This window comes from Stieleria mannarensis (genome assembly GCF_014154935.1).
Taxonomy (GTDB): domain Bacteria; phylum Planctomycetota; class Planctomycetia; order Pirellulales; family Pirellulaceae; genus Stieleria; species Stieleria mannarensis.
Genome location: NZ_JACEHH010000003.1, coordinates 175,229 through 191,155 on the forward strand (window position 1 = coordinate 175,229; position 15,927 = coordinate 191,155).

General features: G+C 57.8%; 14 protein-coding genes. 4 read left to right on the forward strand and 10 right to left on the reverse strand.

Features of this window, described 5'->3' with window-relative positions; genetic code table 11:
• Positions 1–478 precede the first annotated feature (478 nt).
• The 3 genes from H1B37_RS03190 to H1B37_RS03200 all read left to right on the forward strand — a co-directional run bounded on the left by H1B37_RS03190 (position 479) and on the right by H1B37_RS03200 (position 6,125).
• Positions 479–2,053, forward strand: a complete 1,575-nt coding sequence (locus H1B37_RS03190) for a DUF5060 domain-containing protein (protein ID WP_182865254.1) — start codon at positions 479–481, stop codon at positions 2,051–2,053.
• A 179-nt stretch (positions 2,054–2,232) separates the two neighbouring features.
• Positions 2,233–4,581 (forward strand): cytochrome c family protein, encoded by a 2,349-nt coding sequence (locus H1B37_RS03195; protein ID WP_182865168.1) that lies wholly within the window; start codon positions 2,233–2,235, stop codon positions 4,579–4,581.
• A 20-nt stretch (positions 4,582–4,601) separates the two neighbouring features.
• Positions 4,602–6,125 carry a hypothetical protein gene (locus H1B37_RS03200; protein ID WP_436298133.1) on the forward strand — a complete coding sequence of 508 codons (1,524 nt, stop codon included), beginning with the start codon at positions 4,602–4,604 and terminating at the stop codon, positions 6,123–6,125.
• Positions 6,126–6,304: 179 nt separating this feature from the next.
• Here the strand turns inward: H1B37_RS03200 and H1B37_RS03205 are convergent, their stop codons facing one another.
• From H1B37_RS03205 to H1B37_RS03240, 8 genes are all read right to left on the reverse strand, one after another.
• On the reverse strand, positions 6,305–6,802 hold the full coding sequence (locus H1B37_RS03205) for a GNAT family N-acetyltransferase (RefSeq protein WP_182865169.1): 498 nt from the start codon (positions 6,800–6,802) through the stop codon (positions 6,305–6,307).
• 75 nt (positions 6,803–6,877) lie between these two features.
• Positions 6,878–7,243 carry a monovalent cation/H(+) antiporter subunit G gene (gene mnhG, locus H1B37_RS03210; RefSeq protein WP_182865170.1) on the reverse strand — a complete coding sequence of 122 codons (366 nt, stop codon included), beginning with the start codon at positions 7,241–7,243 and terminating at the stop codon, positions 6,878–6,880.
• Positions 7,240–7,569: a monovalent cation/H+ antiporter complex subunit F gene (locus H1B37_RS03215; protein ID WP_220498008.1), complete on the reverse strand. Its 330-nt coding sequence runs from the start codon at positions 7,567–7,569 to the stop codon at positions 7,240–7,242. Before H1B37_RS03215 ends, mnhG begins: the two co-directional genes overlap by 4 nt.
• Positions 7,566–8,039 carry a Na+/H+ antiporter subunit E gene (locus tag H1B37_RS03220; protein ID WP_182865171.1) on the reverse strand — a complete coding sequence of 158 codons (474 nt, stop codon included), beginning with the start codon at positions 8,037–8,039 and terminating at the stop codon, positions 7,566–7,568. The genes H1B37_RS03215 and H1B37_RS03220 overlap by 4 nt, the downstream gene beginning before the upstream one ends.
• A 3-nt stretch (positions 8,040–8,042) precedes the next feature.
• Positions 8,043–9,665 (reverse strand): Na+/H+ antiporter subunit D, encoded by a 1,623-nt coding sequence (locus tag H1B37_RS03225; RefSeq protein WP_182865172.1) that lies wholly within the window; start codon positions 9,663–9,665, stop codon positions 8,043–8,045.
• On the reverse strand, positions 9,662–10,009 hold the full coding sequence (locus H1B37_RS03230) for a Na+/H+ antiporter subunit C (protein ID WP_182865173.1): 348 nt from the start codon (positions 10,007–10,009) through the stop codon (positions 9,662–9,664). The genes H1B37_RS03225 and H1B37_RS03230 overlap by 4 nt, the downstream gene beginning before the upstream one ends.
• Positions 10,010–10,015: 6 nt before the next feature.
• Positions 10,016–10,429 carry a Na+/H+ antiporter subunit B gene (locus tag H1B37_RS03235; RefSeq protein ID WP_182865174.1) on the reverse strand — a complete coding sequence of 138 codons (414 nt, stop codon included), beginning with the start codon at positions 10,427–10,429 and terminating at the stop codon, positions 10,016–10,018.
• 2 nt (positions 10,430–10,431) lie between these two features.
• Positions 10,432–12,807 (reverse strand): putative monovalent cation/H+ antiporter subunit A, encoded by a 2,376-nt coding sequence (locus tag H1B37_RS03240; RefSeq protein WP_220498009.1) that lies wholly within the window; start codon positions 12,805–12,807, stop codon positions 10,432–10,434.
• Positions 12,808–13,218: 411 nt separating this feature from the next.
• Between H1B37_RS03240 and H1B37_RS03245 the strand changes: the two genes are divergently transcribed.
• Positions 13,219–14,109: a DUF4142 domain-containing protein gene (locus H1B37_RS03245; RefSeq protein WP_286177359.1), complete on the forward strand. Its 891-nt coding sequence runs from the start codon at positions 13,219–13,221 to the stop codon at positions 14,107–14,109.
• A gap of 95 nt (positions 14,110–14,204) precedes the next feature.
• Here the strand turns inward: H1B37_RS03245 and H1B37_RS03250 are convergent, their stop codons facing one another.
• Positions 14,205–15,179, reverse strand: a complete 975-nt coding sequence (locus tag H1B37_RS03250; RefSeq protein ID WP_286177360.1) for a hypothetical protein — start codon at positions 15,177–15,179, stop codon at positions 14,205–14,207.
• Positions 15,180–15,406: 227 nt separating this feature from the next.
• The gene (locus H1B37_RS03255; RefSeq protein WP_182865175.1) at positions 15,407–15,901 is read right to left on the reverse strand and encodes a DoxX family protein; all 495 of its coding nucleotides are present in this window, start codon (positions 15,899–15,901) and stop codon (positions 15,407–15,409) included.
• Between the last annotated feature and the right edge of the window lie 26 nt (positions 15,902–15,927).

Genomic DNA, 15,927 nt, shown 5'->3' on the forward strand with positions numbered 1-15,927 from the left:
GACGCCGGGTGTCCACGTCCTTTTCGATTAGGAATCAATGGTCACCGCTTCGCCCTCGGCTGACGACGGCTGCGGACAGCGAATATGATGTGCGCCGCAATGACGTTGTTTTGGGTTTGTCTCGGAAAGTCGTTGACGACGACCGCCCGGAAGGGCCGTCGCACGTGAGAGAGCGTTTGCCTGGGAATCGGCTAAAGCCAGACACCAACGATGGCTGCCTCTTGTATAGCGAATGGCTATCATCCCCGTTGCTGACGATGCCCAAGCCCTCCCACCCCTTCTCACCGTTTCCACTGCAATGAAAACAATTCTCCGTCTCGCTCGGCAGAGTCACCCTAATTCCCTTGCGCTCGCCGGCGACTGGAAAACGCTGGGGAACCACCTTCTGGCGAAGGTAACTACGTTCGAGAGGCAAACCACGAGGTTTCGCGTCGACGGCGTTGCGTTCCGTCTTGTTGTGATCGTCGCTGCTTTGCTGATGTTTGTCACGCCGTCATCCGCGGCGGAAACGATCGACCACCAGAATGACCGGACTTTCTCGGCCGCACAGTGGGACGTTCTCGATCTTCGGTTTCTTGTCGAGACGCCTTCGGATCGACCGACGGACGTAGAATTTGCGGCAACATTCACCGCCGAGTCCGGAGAACGCTTCGACGTGCCGGGGTTTTACAACGGGAACCATGAATACCGCATCCGATTCACGCCATCTGCCCCCGGACGTTGGACTTACCGCACCCGTTCGTCGCAATCGGACCTGGATGGCAAAACGGGATCGTTGAATATCAATCCCGCTCGGGACGGACGGAAAGGGGGCATCGAGATCGATGACCAATCGCCGCGGAAATTCCGCTACGAAAATGGCGACCACTACTATCCGATCGCATTCGAATGTGATTGGCTGTTCGCACTCGATGCCTACAACCCCGACGACATTCCCAAGACGCGTACGTTGGTCGACGCACTGGCCGACAACGGATTCAACCAGGTGGTGATGAATGTCTTTGCCTACGACGTGAACTGGAAAAAAGATCCGCGTCTGACCGCCATCGATGACTACGGCAGCCCAAATGCGTTCCCGTTCGCCGGAACCAACGACTCGCCCGATCATTCGCAGCTGAACATCGAGTACTTTCAACGTCTCGACCGAGTGATCGAGTACTTGGACCAAAAAGGAATTGCCGCCCACCTGATGGTCTATGTCTGGAACAAACGCGTCAACTGGCCCGAAGCCGAATCGCCGGAGGACAACCGCTACTTCGATTACGTGGTCAGCCGCTACCAAGCGTATCCGAATCTGGTCTGGGACGTTTCGAAAGAGGCGTTGGGGTACGGGCACACGGACGTGACCTACATCCACAAACGCATTGAACGATTGCGGCGTTCGGATGCCTTCAAACGATTGATCACGGTGCACGACTACGGCTATTGCCGACGGTTTCCTGAAAAGATCGATTTCGTTTCGGTGCAACTGTGGAGTTCAGAACTTTACAGTGTGATGCGAAACGTGCTGAAAGACATCCCAGGAAAGCCGATCTTGAACATTGAACACGGCGGGTATGAGCGTGGTCCCTACGTCGTCTTCACCGGCAATTACACGTCGCCGGAGGTTTGCCTGGAACGGGCCTATCAATGCGTCTTTGCCGGAACGTTCCCCACGCATTATTGGCAGGGCGCGGCCTGGAATGTGGTCATTCCGGATTTTCAGTCCCTGCCGGATGAATCTCGGCCCCGATTGAATTACTATCGTCATCTTCGAACCCTGGTCGACCGGTATGACTTGGGCAACCTGATCGCGGGCGACAAGAAGAGCAACGCGGGGTTCTGTCTTCACAACGGCAAAGGACTGCACGTCTATTATGTTCCACGAGAATGTGATTTCATCGGACTCCGGTTGCCCCAGCAGGCTCGTGGCCAGACGATGACCACCACTTGGTTTAATCCCTTTGACGGAACGTTCGGCCAGCCGAGCAAGCAAGAGATTGTGCAGTGGCCGGCGGTCGCCAAACCGGGGGAGGGTTTCCGGATCTTGATCCTGGAAATACAGCCGAATTGACGCCGGCTTGCGAACTGAATGGGCAATGATGGGTAACGTCGCCGCGCGGCAGGTCTCGCGGATCGCAAACAGGGAATGACAACTTGAATTCAAGAACAGAAGCCAACGTTTTTTTGCGCCGTGGTTGGCGGTGCTTTTGTTATGCCTTGACCGTAGCTGCTGGATGGGGCTCGGGGGGGATGGCACTCGCGTCCGAAACCGACGCCCGATCGACCAGCGCGGCGTCGATGGTCAGCGGGTTTGATCGCTTTGCCCGCCACCGGGAACTGCCCGAGAGCGTGGCCGGTTCGTTGTTGATCAGCGAGCTCAGTTGCGTCGCCTGTCACGCCGCGGACGACCCGTGGCTTGAGCCCAAACGCGGGCCACGGCTGAGCGGTGCCGGGATTCGGTTGCAGCCGCAATGGATCAGGGCGTACCTGGCCAACCCGTCGGCCGCGAAGCCCACCACGACCATGCCGCACGCTTTGGCGCTAGTTCCCGATTCGCAGCGTGACGCAGCGATCGACGCGTTGGTCGCATTTCTGGGATCGCAGCAACAACCGTTTCCGGTCATCAAAGCCGGCGGAGCGCTGCCGGTGATTCATGAATTCTGGAAACGCGGCGATGTCGATCGCGGCAACAAACTCTATCACACCGTCGGTTGTGTCGCCTGCCATGACCCCGATCCGGACTATGAAACGGTAGAATCCAAACCCTCAGCGATCGATGAATTGCTCGAACAGTTGGATCCCGAAGAGATCGAAGACCTGGGGTTGGCCAGCGAAGCGAGGCGCGTTGATTCGGTGCCGCACAGCGAATTGCCGGACAAGTATTCGCTGCGGTCGTTGACGATGATGCTGTTGGATCCGACAAAAACACGTCCCAGTGCGCGGATGCCTTCGTTGCGACTCTCCCCGCTCGAAGCGGCCGATATCGCCTCCTATCTGCTTCGCGATCAAGCGTCGCGGTCGACCGAGATCGATCCCACGGGTGCGTCACAGGAATTGATCGAGACTGGACGCGAGCTGTTCGTTCGGCTGAGCTGTGTTGCCTGCCATGATGCAACCGGTGTCCAGCGTGTTGCGGTTGGACGACCGTTGCGAGACTTAAATCCCGCCGCTGCGGCCAGCTGTCTCGATGCCCCCGTCGGTCAAATGGCTCGATACACGTTGGATGATGAGCAGCGTTCGGCCATCCTCGCTCGGCTTGGCGATCACGACATCGCGTCGCCAACCGCCGCGGCAGATGTCGATTATCGGATGCTACAACTGAATTGCTACGGTTGCCATCGACGTGACGACCGTGGCGGTGTCGGACGCTATCGCAAGGCGTACTTCGAGACCGTCGGACACGTGGATTTGGGTGACGAAGGCAAACTGCCGCCGACGCTGGGAGGGGTGGGGCGAAAGTTAACGCCGAAAGCACTCGCCGCGGTATTCTATCCGAAAACCCCTTCGCATCGCCCCTTCATGACCGCTCGAATGCCCTCCTATTCCAGTGAAACCGTCAGCCCGTTGATCGCCGGCTTTCCCATTGCCGACCGCAGTGACAACCCTGACGCGATGGATCTATTGCCACCGGATGAAGCGATGGCCCAAGCCGGACGCGATCTGATCAACACCGGGTGCGTCGGATGTCACTCGTTTCGCGGTGAAAGTCTGCCGGGCGTGGTGGGGATCGACTTGGCCGGTACCACCAATCGCATCGAACCGAAGTGGTTTTATGAGTTCGTGCTCAATCCCAGTGCGGTCAAAAAGCGGACGCGGATGCCGACGTTCTTCCCCGACGGAAAGAGCAACCGCCCTGAATTGCTCGGCGGCGACGTGCAACGCCAGATTTCAGCGATCTGGGCTTACTTGAAGTTTCTGGACAAACAACCGCTGCCGGAGAAGATCGAAACCGTGCGTTCGGCGAACTATGAATTGTTGCCGCGTGAGAAACCGATTGTGTTGCGGACGTTCATGCAACAAGCCGGAACGCATGCCATCGCGGTCGGGTTTCCCCAAGGCATTCACTACGCCTTCGATGCCGAACGCGTGCGGTTGGCCGTGGGCTGGAAACAACGTTTCTTGGACGCCCGTGGAACTTGGTTCGAACGGTTCACGCCACCGGCGGATCCGCTGGGCGACGCTCTGGTCCAAATGCCGACCCAGCCGCTTTTCGTTCACGGTGATGACTTAGGCGGCTCCCCCGCGTATCGGTTCGGCGGCTACCGGTTGGATGACGCGGGTGTGCCAACGTTCTTGTACGATGTCGATGGTGTCCGTGTCGAAGATCGCATCGAAGCCGTTGACCACAAAACACTCAAACGAACCGTCACGATGGGCGGCAAAGCGACCGGCAAACCACTTGCTTTGCGGGTTCATTCCGCCAAGCGTTTGCAATCCCGCGGGCGATCCGGGTTTACCGACGACCAAGGGTTGATGATCCGGTTGCGCGAGGAAGTGGCGCAGTACGCCGCGCTGATCCAGACCGATCAGCAGACGCACTGGCAACTCCCACTTGAGAACATCAAATCTAGTCCTGTTGTCTTGGAGTACCGTTGGTGATTCGAGTTCTGATCCTGGCCTTGTTGGCGTGCACGCCTCCCGCCAAACAGCTGCGAGGCGGCGAAGACGAGTATTACCGGCTGATCGATGTCTCGGTCGCCAAAGCGGCCACGGATTCCCGGTCCAAGAACTGGAAACCTGCGCCCGACGGATTGGCATTGGAAGTCGGCGGGCTCGCGTTTTTGCCGGATTCGCGATTGGCCGTCGCGATTCGCAAGGGCGAAGTCTGGCTCCTGGACGGCGTGTACGACGATCCGCCCAGCAACGTCACTTACAAGAAATTCGCCGGCGCGCTGCACGAACCTTTGGGCTTGCTGTATCACAACGGCGACTTGTACACGACCCAGCGGAGCGAATTGACGCGGCTTCGCGATGTCGATGGCGACGACGTCGCCGATGAATACCTGACCGCAGCGAAAGGTTGGGGCGTCACCGGACATTATCACGAATATGCCTACGGTCCCAAGCTCGATGGCGATGGAAACCTCTGGATCACGCTGAACATCGGGTTGGGGCTCAAAGACGATCAACTACAACGGGTCGTCCCCAACCCCGCATTGGGCTATCGCCAAGGTCGCTGGCGTGGTTGGGGCATGAAAGTGACTCCGGCGGGCGACCTGGTGCCGGTCTGTGCCGGCATGCGTTCACCCTCTGGACTCGGAGCCAACGCCGCCGGCGACATGTTCTACACCGACCAACAGGGCAATTGGGTGGCGACCAATTCTCTGCACCACATGCGGCCCGGCGTCTTTTTCCACCATGCCGAAGCGTTGGCGTCAATGAATCAACCGGGATCGACGATCAAAGGTGTCGAAAAGATCCCCAGCGGACTGCCGCTCCCCCAAGCCCTGAAACAATTCAACGCGTTGCGTCCTCCGGCGGTTTGGTTTCCCTACAAAAAGATGGGGCAATCCACCACCGACATCATGCTGGACCATAGCGGCGGTGCGTTCGGCCCGTTCGCCGGTCAATTGTTCATCGGTGAATTCACCCAGGCCGGCGTCAACCGCGTCTATCTGGAATTGGTCGACGGGGAATACCAGGGTGCCTGCTTTCCGTTCCGCCTGGGGTTCGCGTCGGCCGTATTGAGAATGACGCAGGGCGCCGATGGCAGCATGTTCGTCGGATTGACCAATCGCGGATGGAGCAGTTTGGGGCGAGCCAGCTATGGGTTGCAGCGGTTGATTTGGACCGGGAAAACACCGTTCGAAATCAAAGAGATGCGGGCCATGCCTGACGGGTTCGAGCTGACGTATACGTTGCCGGTTGATCCGGTGTCGGCCGGCGATGTGAATTCCTATCGGATGAGCAGTTACACCTACCTTTATCACGCAACCTATGGCAGCGACGAGATTCAAACGAAGACTCCGTCGATCGTCGCCGCCGAAGTGTCCGAAGATCGGATGCGCGTGCGACTGCGGATCGAAGGCCTGCGGCCCTTCTTCGTGCACGAGCTGAACGCCCCGGGCGTTCGCGACGCAATCGGACAGCCGCTGTTGCATTCCGAAGCCTACTACACGCTGAACCGGATCCCCTCAAAATAGCCCGACTGATCTGGCGTTTCATCAGCAACTGGGAAACGCCCCCCCTGTCGCGGAAGCCGCCAAGGCTTTCGATTCCCGCCTCCGAAATACTACCAGCCCCAGAAAAGACGCGACTAAGAACGACGAGCAAAAACGGATTGCAATACATTCGCATTTGTGGTGCAACGACGATTGTTCAGTCATCGCGTGCATTCTTGCCACCGCCGTTGAATCGATGCACGTATGTCGTCCGTTAACCTCAGGTGCATTTGAACGTCATCCAGCCCCTTGGCGATACCATCGGGCATGTGTGACTGCGTGGTGAAGCCGAACCGTTGAAAAAAGCCCGCGGTCAGCTGAGACGTCCCGAGCCGTACGAATTTGGAATTCGTCTCACTGACAATCTTGTACAGGCGGGCCAAGAGCAGGAATTCTCCGATGTGTCGTCGATGTTGGCGCGCGTCGACCATTCCCCAACAAAGGTCTGCGGTGTCACTTCCGGAACGAATCCCGAAACCTCCACATCCGAGAAGGGCCGCTTCCGACACGACGACGAAGTAGGGGCAGCCGGATGTATCAATGAACTGCAAGAAGTCGTTGAATTCGTCCTCATGAAAAAATCGCGGCACGTTTGTCCGAAAGACGGCCGTGCACACGTCGCGGTCAGTGGGACGATAGTTGCGGAATTGTAGATGCATCGTTCGCTCGTCAGGTGGGGCGGTCACAGGACTCAAACGCCCGAGGTTTCCTAGTTGAAAACCGCACGCGATCGGTCAAGGCGGGACCTGGTCACCGTCGTTCGACACGTCGATCGCCGAATGCCCGCGTGGCGATTCGTCGATCACCGTGTCCTTCCACATTGGAATCTGCTGTCGGTAGGCGGCTCGGCCGATCATGTGGGCAGCCACCGGAGTGGTCACGAACAGGAAGCCGATGATCAGGATCGCGACCGTCGTGGTTTCCATGTTGGCCAAACCCACCGCCGCCGACAGCACCGTGCAACCGACTCCCAGTGTCGCGCTCTTGGTCGCGCCGTGCATCCGCGTGTACAGGTCGGGCATTCGGACGACCGCGATCGCGGCCAACAACGCAAAGCAGGTGCCGGTGATCAGCAACAAGACCGTGACGAGATCACTCATTTGTTCGGGCCCCTCTGAAGATACCAGCAAAAGCCGATCGTTCCGATAAAGTTGAACAACGCGGCCACCATCGCGACTCGCAGAAAAATCGCGTCGCCGGTCTCAATCGCACTGACCGCGATCAACCCCACCAACAACGTCGCGACCAGATCCAACGCGACCACGCGGTCGGGAAAGGTGGGCCCGAGCACCACCCTCAAAAATGCCAGCCCCACGGCGATCACAAACAGGAACATCGAAACACGCGCCGTCGCGTTCACCCACGACTCGGAGGCGAGTAGCGGCATGATCGATGTCAGATCCGTCAAAAGAAGAAAGGAATTCATCGAAGCAACTCCAGCAGGCGCCGTTCAAAGCCCTGCTTGATCGAGTCGCGAACTTTGTCCGGGCTATCAACGAACATCGCATGCACGTACAGCGTCCGCCGGTCTTCGGACACGTCCAGGCTGAGTGTCCCGGGAGTCAAGGTGATCAGGTTGGCCAGAAACGTGATCTCCTGGTCTGTCTTCGCGTCCAGCGGCACAGCAACGATCCCCGGATGCATGTACAGATGAGGCGTGATGACGTCGTAGGCGACACGCAGGTTCGACAACACGAGTTGCCAAAGAAAGAATCCGGCGAATCGAATCGCGATCGGCAGTCGCCGGAAATAGCGAGTGGGCGTCATCAAAGGTTGGGCGCACCACAACACGCAATAGCCCAGGATGAATCCGACCACCAAGCTGAGCAGCGAGATTTGACCGCTGGCCAAGGCCCAGACCAGTGACAAAAGAATGTTGAACAAAAAGTGCGTCATGGATCAATCTTCGTCTCGTAGTGATGTCGGAGGTCCGTTCAGCGTCGATGGGTTGCGGTTCGTGGGGATCTGCTCATTCAGCTTGCCCTGCCGGTCGAGATCGCCCTCTGCCGCCAAACGGTCGGGCAACACGGCGTCGATGTACGCGTCGGGATCAAGCAATTGTTCTGCCGCGGCGTAGGAAACTTTCATCACCGGCCCTGCCAGCACACCGATCCCCACCGTGATGGTCACCAACAACACGATCGGCGCGAACAGGGCAATGCGTCCTCGGCGTGAGTCGTGCCGTGCGGGGAGCGACGCCCTCGCTTCCTGCGGCGCCGGCTTCCAAAACGCTTCGGCCCAGATCTTTGTCATCGAAAACAAGGTCATCAGACTAACGACCAGAGCCGCGATAATGATCGCGTACCGTTCTGTTTCCAATCCGCCGCGGACCAGCGTCAGTTTGGCAAAAAAACCGGACAACGGCGGAATCCCGGCCAGCGACATCGCCGACAGAAAAAACAAGATAGCCAGCACCGGCATGGATCGTTGCAACCCACCGATCTCGGAAAGCCGTCCGCTCCCAAAACGGCGTTCGGCAATCCCGCCGATCAAAAACAGGTTCGTTTTAACAACAATGTGGTGAATGATGTAGAAGACCGAACCGGCAAGTGCCAGCGGTGTGAACAAAGCCAGTCCCATCAGCATGTAACCGATCTGACTGACGATATGAAACGACAGGATGCGGCGGATCTCGCTTTGAGCCATCGCCCCCAAAACACCCGTCACCATGGTCAGCCCCGCGATCAGCAACAACAGATTGTGCGTGAACGCCAAATCGGTCACGAACAATAACGTGAAGGCGCGAATCAGCGAGTACACCCCGACTTTCGTCAGCAATCCCGCAAAGATCGCCGAGACGGCGACCGGCGGCGTGTGGTACGACGCGGGCAACCAGAAGAACAGCGGAAAGACGGCCGCTTTGGTTCCAAACGCAATCACGAACAGCATTGCCAACACCGTGACGATGCCTTCATCTGGAAAGCTCCGTAGTTTCACCGCCAGGTCCGCCATGTTCAACGTTCCGGTCGCCGCATAGATCACACCGATGGCCGCCAAAAAGGCCGCCGAGGAGATCAGGTTCAACGCGACATACTTGATCGCCCCTTCCAGCTGGCCGCGTTCTCCGCCCAGGGTCAGCAGCACGAAGGAAGCGATTAACATCACTTCGAACCAGACATACAGGTTGAACAGGTCACCGGTCAAAAACGCTCCGCAGACCCCCATCAGCAACAAGTGAATCAACGGAAAAAAACCGTAGTCGACGCGGCGATCATCGATCGTTGCCAAGGAGTACAGCGTCACCGCAAACAGGACCACTCCCGCCAGCATCACCATGATCGAACTCAATCGATCGGCGACCAGCGTGATGCCGAACGGCGCCGGCCAACGTCCGACCTGTAACACCAGGATTTCGTCGCGATCGACCAGCCACATCAGCGCCGCGGCCGAGAAGAACAGCAGCACTGATCCGGCCAACCCGAGCCATTTCTGCGCAGCAATCGACTTCCACGCCAGCAACGAGATCGCCATCGTCGCTAGCGGGATCGCGATCGGCAGAATCACGGCGATCGATGGATTCACGTGTCGGTCGCCTTCAATTGGTCCAGGTCATCGGTGCCCAAGGTTTGGTAGGTGCGGTAAATCAAAACGAGCGCGAACGCCAACACCGCAAAGCTGATCACGATGGCGGTTAGTATAAGCGCTTGGGGCAAGGGATCGGCGATCTCCGTGATCGGTTGCGATTGACCGTTCGGCACCACCGGCACACGGCCGCGCACGATTCCGCCCGCGGTGAAAATCAGCAGATTGGCGGCGTGGCTGAGCAGACCAAGCCCGATCAACAGCTTGACGACGCTGCGCCGCATCATCATGTAGATGCCCGCCGCATACAAACCGCCGACGGTGATGGCCAATGCAATGTCCATGAGCGGCTACTCTTCAAGAAGGGAAAAAACGAACACCAGTGACACTCCGGTCACCACGCAATAGACCCCCAGGTCGAACAGCAACGGGGTGCCGAGATGAACCTTTCCCAGGCCGCTGCTCGTGATGTTGATCCACAGACCCGTCAAAAAGGGGCGGCCGATCGCCAAGGGAGCGAGGCCGCAACAAAGTGCCAGCAAAAGTCCCGAACCGATCAACACTCGCGGCGACACACGCAACACCCGGCGGGCGGCCGCGACATCGTGTGTCATCGCATACAGGGCAATCGCGCCGCTGGCCACCAACCCACCGACGAATCCGCCTCCGGGTTCGTTGTGGCCGCGTAAGAACAGAAACACCGATGAGAGCAACAGCAGGGGGAACAGAAATCGAATCGCCGTCCTTAGGATCACAGAGTCCATCGTCACATGCCCTCCGTGTGCCGGGCACTCGTCGCCGGTGGATCCGCCGTTGTCTTATCGTCGACAGAACCTTCTTTTGACGCCCGCAGCTTCAACAGCGAATAGACGCCGATCGCGGCAATCGACAGCACGGTGATCTCGCCGAGTGTATCGAGCGCCCGGAAATCAACCAAAATCACATTCACAAGATTTCGACCATGGGCCTCCGCAACGCTGTGGGCGCTGTAGTAGTCAGAAATCGGGTGATCACTGCGAACCGTCATCGCGAACAACAACAAGGCGGTGATCGTTGCGCCCGCGACAACTGCGATCACGGCATCTCGGACACGTGTCGCTGCCGATGAGAGACGGCGAAAGTCGGGCAGCCGGGAAAACGCCAGGACGAACAACACGACCGTCAAGGTTTCGATCACGAACTGGGTCATGGCCAAATCCGGCGCGCCAAACATCACAAAAATCCCCGCGACGCCGTACCCCACCACTCCGAGCGCTCCCACCGCCAACAGCCACGTCGTCGCGCGAACCGCCACCACCGCGGCCGCAAGAATCAGTCCGATCAACAGGATTTCATGCACGCGAAGGTCCAGCGACACCGGATGGAGTCGAGACTGCAACTCGCTTCCCAGTGCCATCCAGACACTGAAGACCGTCAGCCCCACCATGGTGAGCAAATAAAATCGCAGGTATCCGTTTTGCAGAATCGCCGTCAGCCCTCGAGCCAATTCAATCACGCCCGTCAGCAATCGATGATACCACTGGGCCGGGCCGAACTGCGCCAACCGGTCCACCCCGCTGAACCAAGCTTCCATCCGATGCCGCTGCCAATACAGCGTGAAGCCTCCCGCCAGCGTCAACAGCGACAGCAACAACGTCACGTTCACGCCGTGCCACAACGCCAATTTGACCGGCACGGCGTGTCCGACAACACCATGCCCCGCCGCGGACAACAATTCACTGATACGTGTCGGCAACAATCCTAACAGCAGACCGACAATGCCGGCAAACATGGGTGGTGCCCAGGTCGCCAGATTGTTCTCCATCGCCTCGCGCGTCGTCTCGGTTCGTCGCCCAAAGAACGGTGTTACGCAGACCAGCCCGACCGCGGCGACCAGGCAAATGTTCGACAACACGGACGCCGCCAAAAACGGCCGTTGCGAAGCATCGCCAATCGATTCGTACCACACTTCCTTGGCAACAAACCCGAACGTCGGCAACATCCCAATCATGGAAAGCCCCGCCAAACAGGCCGCGGAAAACGTCGCGGGCATCGCCGATCGAAGTCCACCCAGCTTGCGAATGTCCCGCTGGTGAACGGCGTGGTCGATGCCGCCGGCCACCATGAACAACCCGCCTTTGTAAAACGCATGCGCCACCAAGACCGCCAGAGCGGCCGTCACCGTCGCTTCAGTTCCGATGCCCAGCAACATCGTCAGCGTTCCCAGCACACTGATGGTGGCGTAGGCAAGAATCTGTTTTAGATCTGCGGCCCGCAAGGCCAACAACCCGCCGACGATCATCGTGATCGCGCCGACCGAGGCAATCATCCAGAACCATTCGTTCGTCCCACCCAAGATCGGATGCATCCGAGCGATCAAGTACACGCCCGCTTTAACCATCGTGGCCGAATGCAGATAGGCACTCACCGGCGTGGGTGCCGCCATCGCATTGGGCAGCCAAAAGTGAAACGGAAACTGCGCCGATTTGGTGAACGCTCCTGCCAGAATCAACACCAGCATCGGGACGTACAACGAGTGTTGCCGAATCGATTCCGCATCGTTCAGCAGCGATGAAATCTCAAAGGAACCGCCCGCGACCCCTAGCAATAGCAAGCCCGGCAACAACGCCAGACCTCCCGCTCCGGTGACCAATAACGCCTGCAATGCCGACGCGCGTGACTCCGGCTTGTCGCTGTTAAACCCGATCAACAGATACGACGTGATGCTGGTCAATTCCCAGAAAATAAAGAGCGTGAGCAGGTTGTCGGCCAGCACCAGCCCCAGCATTGCCGCCATGAACAACAGCAGAAATGCCCACAATCGCCCCAGACGCTGGTCGCCCTTCAGATAGCCCCCCGCATAGACCAGCACCAATGCTCCGATGCCGGTGATCAGCAACGCGAACAGCAAACTCAGGCCGTCCAGTCGCAGCGTCAACGCCAGATTCAACTCCGGCACCCAATCAAACGATATTGTCACCGCTTGCATGCCGACAACCGAAGGCCACAGCCTTAACATGGATGCGACCACACCGGCTGGAATGAAGGCCAGCCCCCACCCACCACGCGGACCGAAGATGCGATGCACTCCGGTCGCGGACGCTGCAGCAACCAGGATCGCCAACAACCATAGAAACAGAGAAGTCCCTGGTTGAAAGTTCATTGCAGGAGGCCCCCGAAGGCGCAGCCTTTGCTCGACTGGGATTTCAACACGCCTATTTAGACAGCAATTCCGAGGCACTGACAAACGTACAACAGAGGTTGGAGTGTAACAGAATGCGACGATGGCCGTTGAAGCGAGTCAGAGAAAATGTCGTACGATTGTCGGTCGCTTTTGGACTCAAGACATTGGTCTTTTTCGCTGCAGTGAATGGTCGCCAACAGACCAACGCGGTCGGTCTTGATCGCTGTGAACGTGTTCACCACTGTGTCGTTCCTGATTCGACCTTGAAGCCCTTCTGCAATCTCGATCCATTGAAACGGCTGTCTAAATAGGCTTCGCAAGTGATCCGATTGTGATCCTTAGGTGAACATCGTTTGTCAAATTAATCTCGGCCGGGATTGGGAATGAAACATGCAATCCCGTTGCGCCGAACGTCATCGCGGCAACGTCGCCGCAGTGATTCCCCAAGATCCGTTCGGAGTTTCCCAAATGTCAATGTCACGCTTTACTGCTGTAGCACTCGTTCTTGCAATTGTTCCCGGATTGTCCGTCCTACAAGCACAAGTAACGACACGCGATCAAGCGACCGTGCAACAGGAGCAAGACGGCCGGCAGCAAGCCGATCCAGGTGATCGCTACGAAGCACGCAAGGTCGCTACCGACTCGCGATCATCGAGCCAGCCCGGGCCGACCGTCAAGGAAGCCCTGGTGCAAAAGCTGATCAAAGCGAATGAGGCTGAAATCGAACTCGCTCAGATGGCGTACCAGAAGACCGACAACCAGGAGTTGCGACAACTGGCCCAGACCATCGTGCGAGACCATCGACAACTCAATCAGCAGCTGCAACAACACGCAGGTCAATGGCACTCGGTGCGAAGCGAAGCTGACCAGGGCGATCGCCAAGGCCGATCAGGTCAAGAGCGGATTCGTCAGGCCGATCGCGACCTGAATCGAAATCAATTCGCCGCCAATGATCAATCCACCCATTCGGCGATGCGTCAAGAGGCCGACATCGTCCCACAGAAACTTTGCAAAATCTCCGAAAAAGCTTGTGACAATGCACTGAAAATGACCAAGGAAATGCTCGGCAACTACGACGGGCAAGACTTCAGCATGGCCTTCCTTGGTCAGCAGTGTGTGGCTCACACAATGATGCTCGCCGAGTTGCGTGCCATTGAATCGGAAGGCCCAGAAGAGTTGAAACAACTTGCCGGCCAAGCTGCCACGAAGGTCGGAACGCACCTTCAGGAGGCAAAACAACTCGCCAAGAAACTGGAAGACGATCGTCGCAAACAGGGATAACTCGATCGATCTGTCACGCAACATCTGGACGATGCGGCTTCACACCTCGTTCCCGGGCTCCAGCGCGGGAACGAGGTTTTTCCGTGGCTCCCGCGTCACTGTCGCCCCGCTATCGACGGGCCGACGTACTCTTTTGCGATCACGACGTTGTCGAAGTAAACGATGTTTTGGGGCTGTTTCGTCCAGCGATCGGTCACGTAGCTTTCCAGAGTGAAGGCGTTTGCAAAAAGAGTCGGGCTTGTGCGCCAATTGAATCCCGTCCAATGTCCGCGCAGCTCTCCGTCGATCCAGTACGCCTGCTCGCCATCGTTCTTACCGGGTGTGTTGTGTTGAATCATGAACTCAACGCAAATCCACTCCCCGCGCCGTATGTCGGGCTGTGATTCGGGACGAAATCCGTTGCCCCAGTACTTTCCGTCGGGGCTTGGCTTCATCGTGTGCCAATAGCTGTAAAAGTTCCAACGCCCCGGAGGAGACCACCGCCCCCAATTCCCCCACGGTTCGATCGCCGTGGAAAAGCGTTCCTCACCATCGGGCAGAATTCCTGCCCCTCCGAATCCGCTCCAGCGATCCCCACCGCGGAGCGACTTGTTGGCACGCAGCGTACAGAAATGATGTACGTAATCGCAATCTTCGTCGAACTTCGTGTAAAAGCGGATGAACAGCCGATCGGCCGACTCAAACCACTTGGTGAACCCGCCGCCGGTGTTCTTTCCCAAGGTTGCCGTCACTTTCAACGAACGCGCGCCCAGCAGTTTTTGTGTCGGTGAAGCGGAGCCGACCGATTCCTTGACGAAAGCCAACGCGTCACCACGGTTGCTGGTTTCGTCCCATTTCGCCCCCAGTTCACCCGACTCGAAGTCGTCGGAAAAGATGACGGCGGGGTGGCTGCCGATGTCTCGATCGGCGGAAAATTTAGCTGCGAACCCTTTGCCCTGGGGCAACGAATCATTGCTCACCCACTTGATCGGCGATTCCGTTTGGGCGACGCCGTGGTCCGCCGAGCTGATGATCGACACGACACAAGCTGTGGCAAGAAAAAACGGGTGGCACGCGAGATGGCGTTCCATGAAACGCTCCGTTTGATTCGGTTTAGGGTGTGGGCAACCCGATCATTCTAGTGCGTCGCTGAACCAAGAATTGAGGTCAAATGGTAATTCCCGTAAAGCGGGCTGAAACCAATGGCACGGGCAACCGTGTCTGGCAATACCTGAACGCCACGGTGGGCGATCCCTCTGAAAAAACACGACTGGCCCTCTGAAAAAACACGACTGGCGGTTCCGCCTTCATGCCACTGCTATGCCATGTTACCTTTGCCCGCAGCCGCACCGTGGGAAGCGCGAACTGCAAAGTACCAAACCCAAGAGATCAGTACCATTTGTAAAGGAACGCGAATGAGGAGATAGGACGGTCCCCATTGATGGCCGCCCATACCCATTCGGTTAATTGCGGCGTAGATGTTGACGGGCAAAAAAGATAGCAACATGAGGATCAGACACCACCCGACATGCCTTCGGAGCCGGGGGACGAGAACGGCAGCCGCGGCCGTTAGCTCCAGAACTCCCGTCAAGTAGATCAGGGGAATCTTAAGCGGAACAGCCGAAGGAAGCATTTCGGACATTGGCTGCGTCTTGACAAAGTGACCGATTCCTGTGAAGGCGAAGACGAGCGCAATTCCCAGTACGGCGGAAAACACCGAAACGAGATTCTCAGAACGGTGAAAGTACCTGATGGCTAGCGAGACCAAGAAGGGAACCATCAAGAGCAGCAGTATAATTGCAGGTGTTGTCATGGATCGACCCGATTCAAGATTCGTTG

What these genes read in the sequence shown, in the direction of transcription:
- H1B37_RS03190 (WP_182865254.1), top strand. Translation starts at nt 479, where the DNA reads ATGTTTGTCACGCCGTCATCCGCGGCGGAAACGATCGACCACCAGAAT.
- H1B37_RS03195 (WP_182865168.1), top strand. Translation starts at nt 2,233, where the DNA reads ATGGCACTCGCGTCCGAAACCGACGCCCGATCGACCAGCGCGGCGTCG.
- H1B37_RS03205 (WP_182865169.1), bottom strand. Translation starts at nt 6,802, where the DNA reads ATGCATCTACAATTCCGCAACTATCGTCCCACTGACCGCGACGTGTGC.
- mnhG (WP_182865170.1), bottom strand. Translation starts at nt 7,243, where the DNA reads ATGAGTGATCTCGTCACGGTCTTGTTGCTGATCACCGGCACCTGCTTT.
- H1B37_RS03215 (WP_220498008.1), bottom strand. Translation starts at nt 7,569, where the DNA reads ATGAATTCCTTTCTTCTTTTGACGGATCTGACATCGATCATGCCGCTA.
- H1B37_RS03220 (WP_182865171.1), bottom strand. Translation starts at nt 8,039, where the DNA reads ATGACGCACTTTTTGTTCAACATTCTTTTGTCACTGGTCTGGGCCTTG.
- H1B37_RS03230 (WP_182865173.1), bottom strand. Translation starts at nt 10,009, where the DNA reads ATGGACATTGCATTGGCCATCACCGTCGGCGGTTTGTATGCGGCGGGC.
- H1B37_RS03235 (WP_182865174.1), bottom strand. Translation starts at nt 10,429, where the DNA reads ATGGACTCTGTGATCCTAAGGACGGCGATTCGATTTCTGTTCCCCCTG.
- H1B37_RS03240 (WP_220498009.1), bottom strand. Translation starts at nt 12,807, where the DNA reads ATGAACTTTCAACCAGGGACTTCTCTGTTTCTATGGTTGTTGGCGATC.
- H1B37_RS03245 (WP_286177359.1), top strand. Translation starts at nt 13,219, where the DNA reads ATGCAATCCCGTTGCGCCGAACGTCATCGCGGCAACGTCGCCGCAGTG.
- H1B37_RS03250 (WP_286177360.1), bottom strand. Translation starts at nt 15,179, where the DNA reads ATGGAACGCCATCTCGCGTGCCACCCGTTTTTTCTTGCCACAGCTTGT.
- H1B37_RS03255 (WP_182865175.1), bottom strand. Translation starts at nt 15,901, where the DNA reads ATGACAACACCTGCAATTATACTGCTGCTCTTGATGGTTCCCTTCTTG.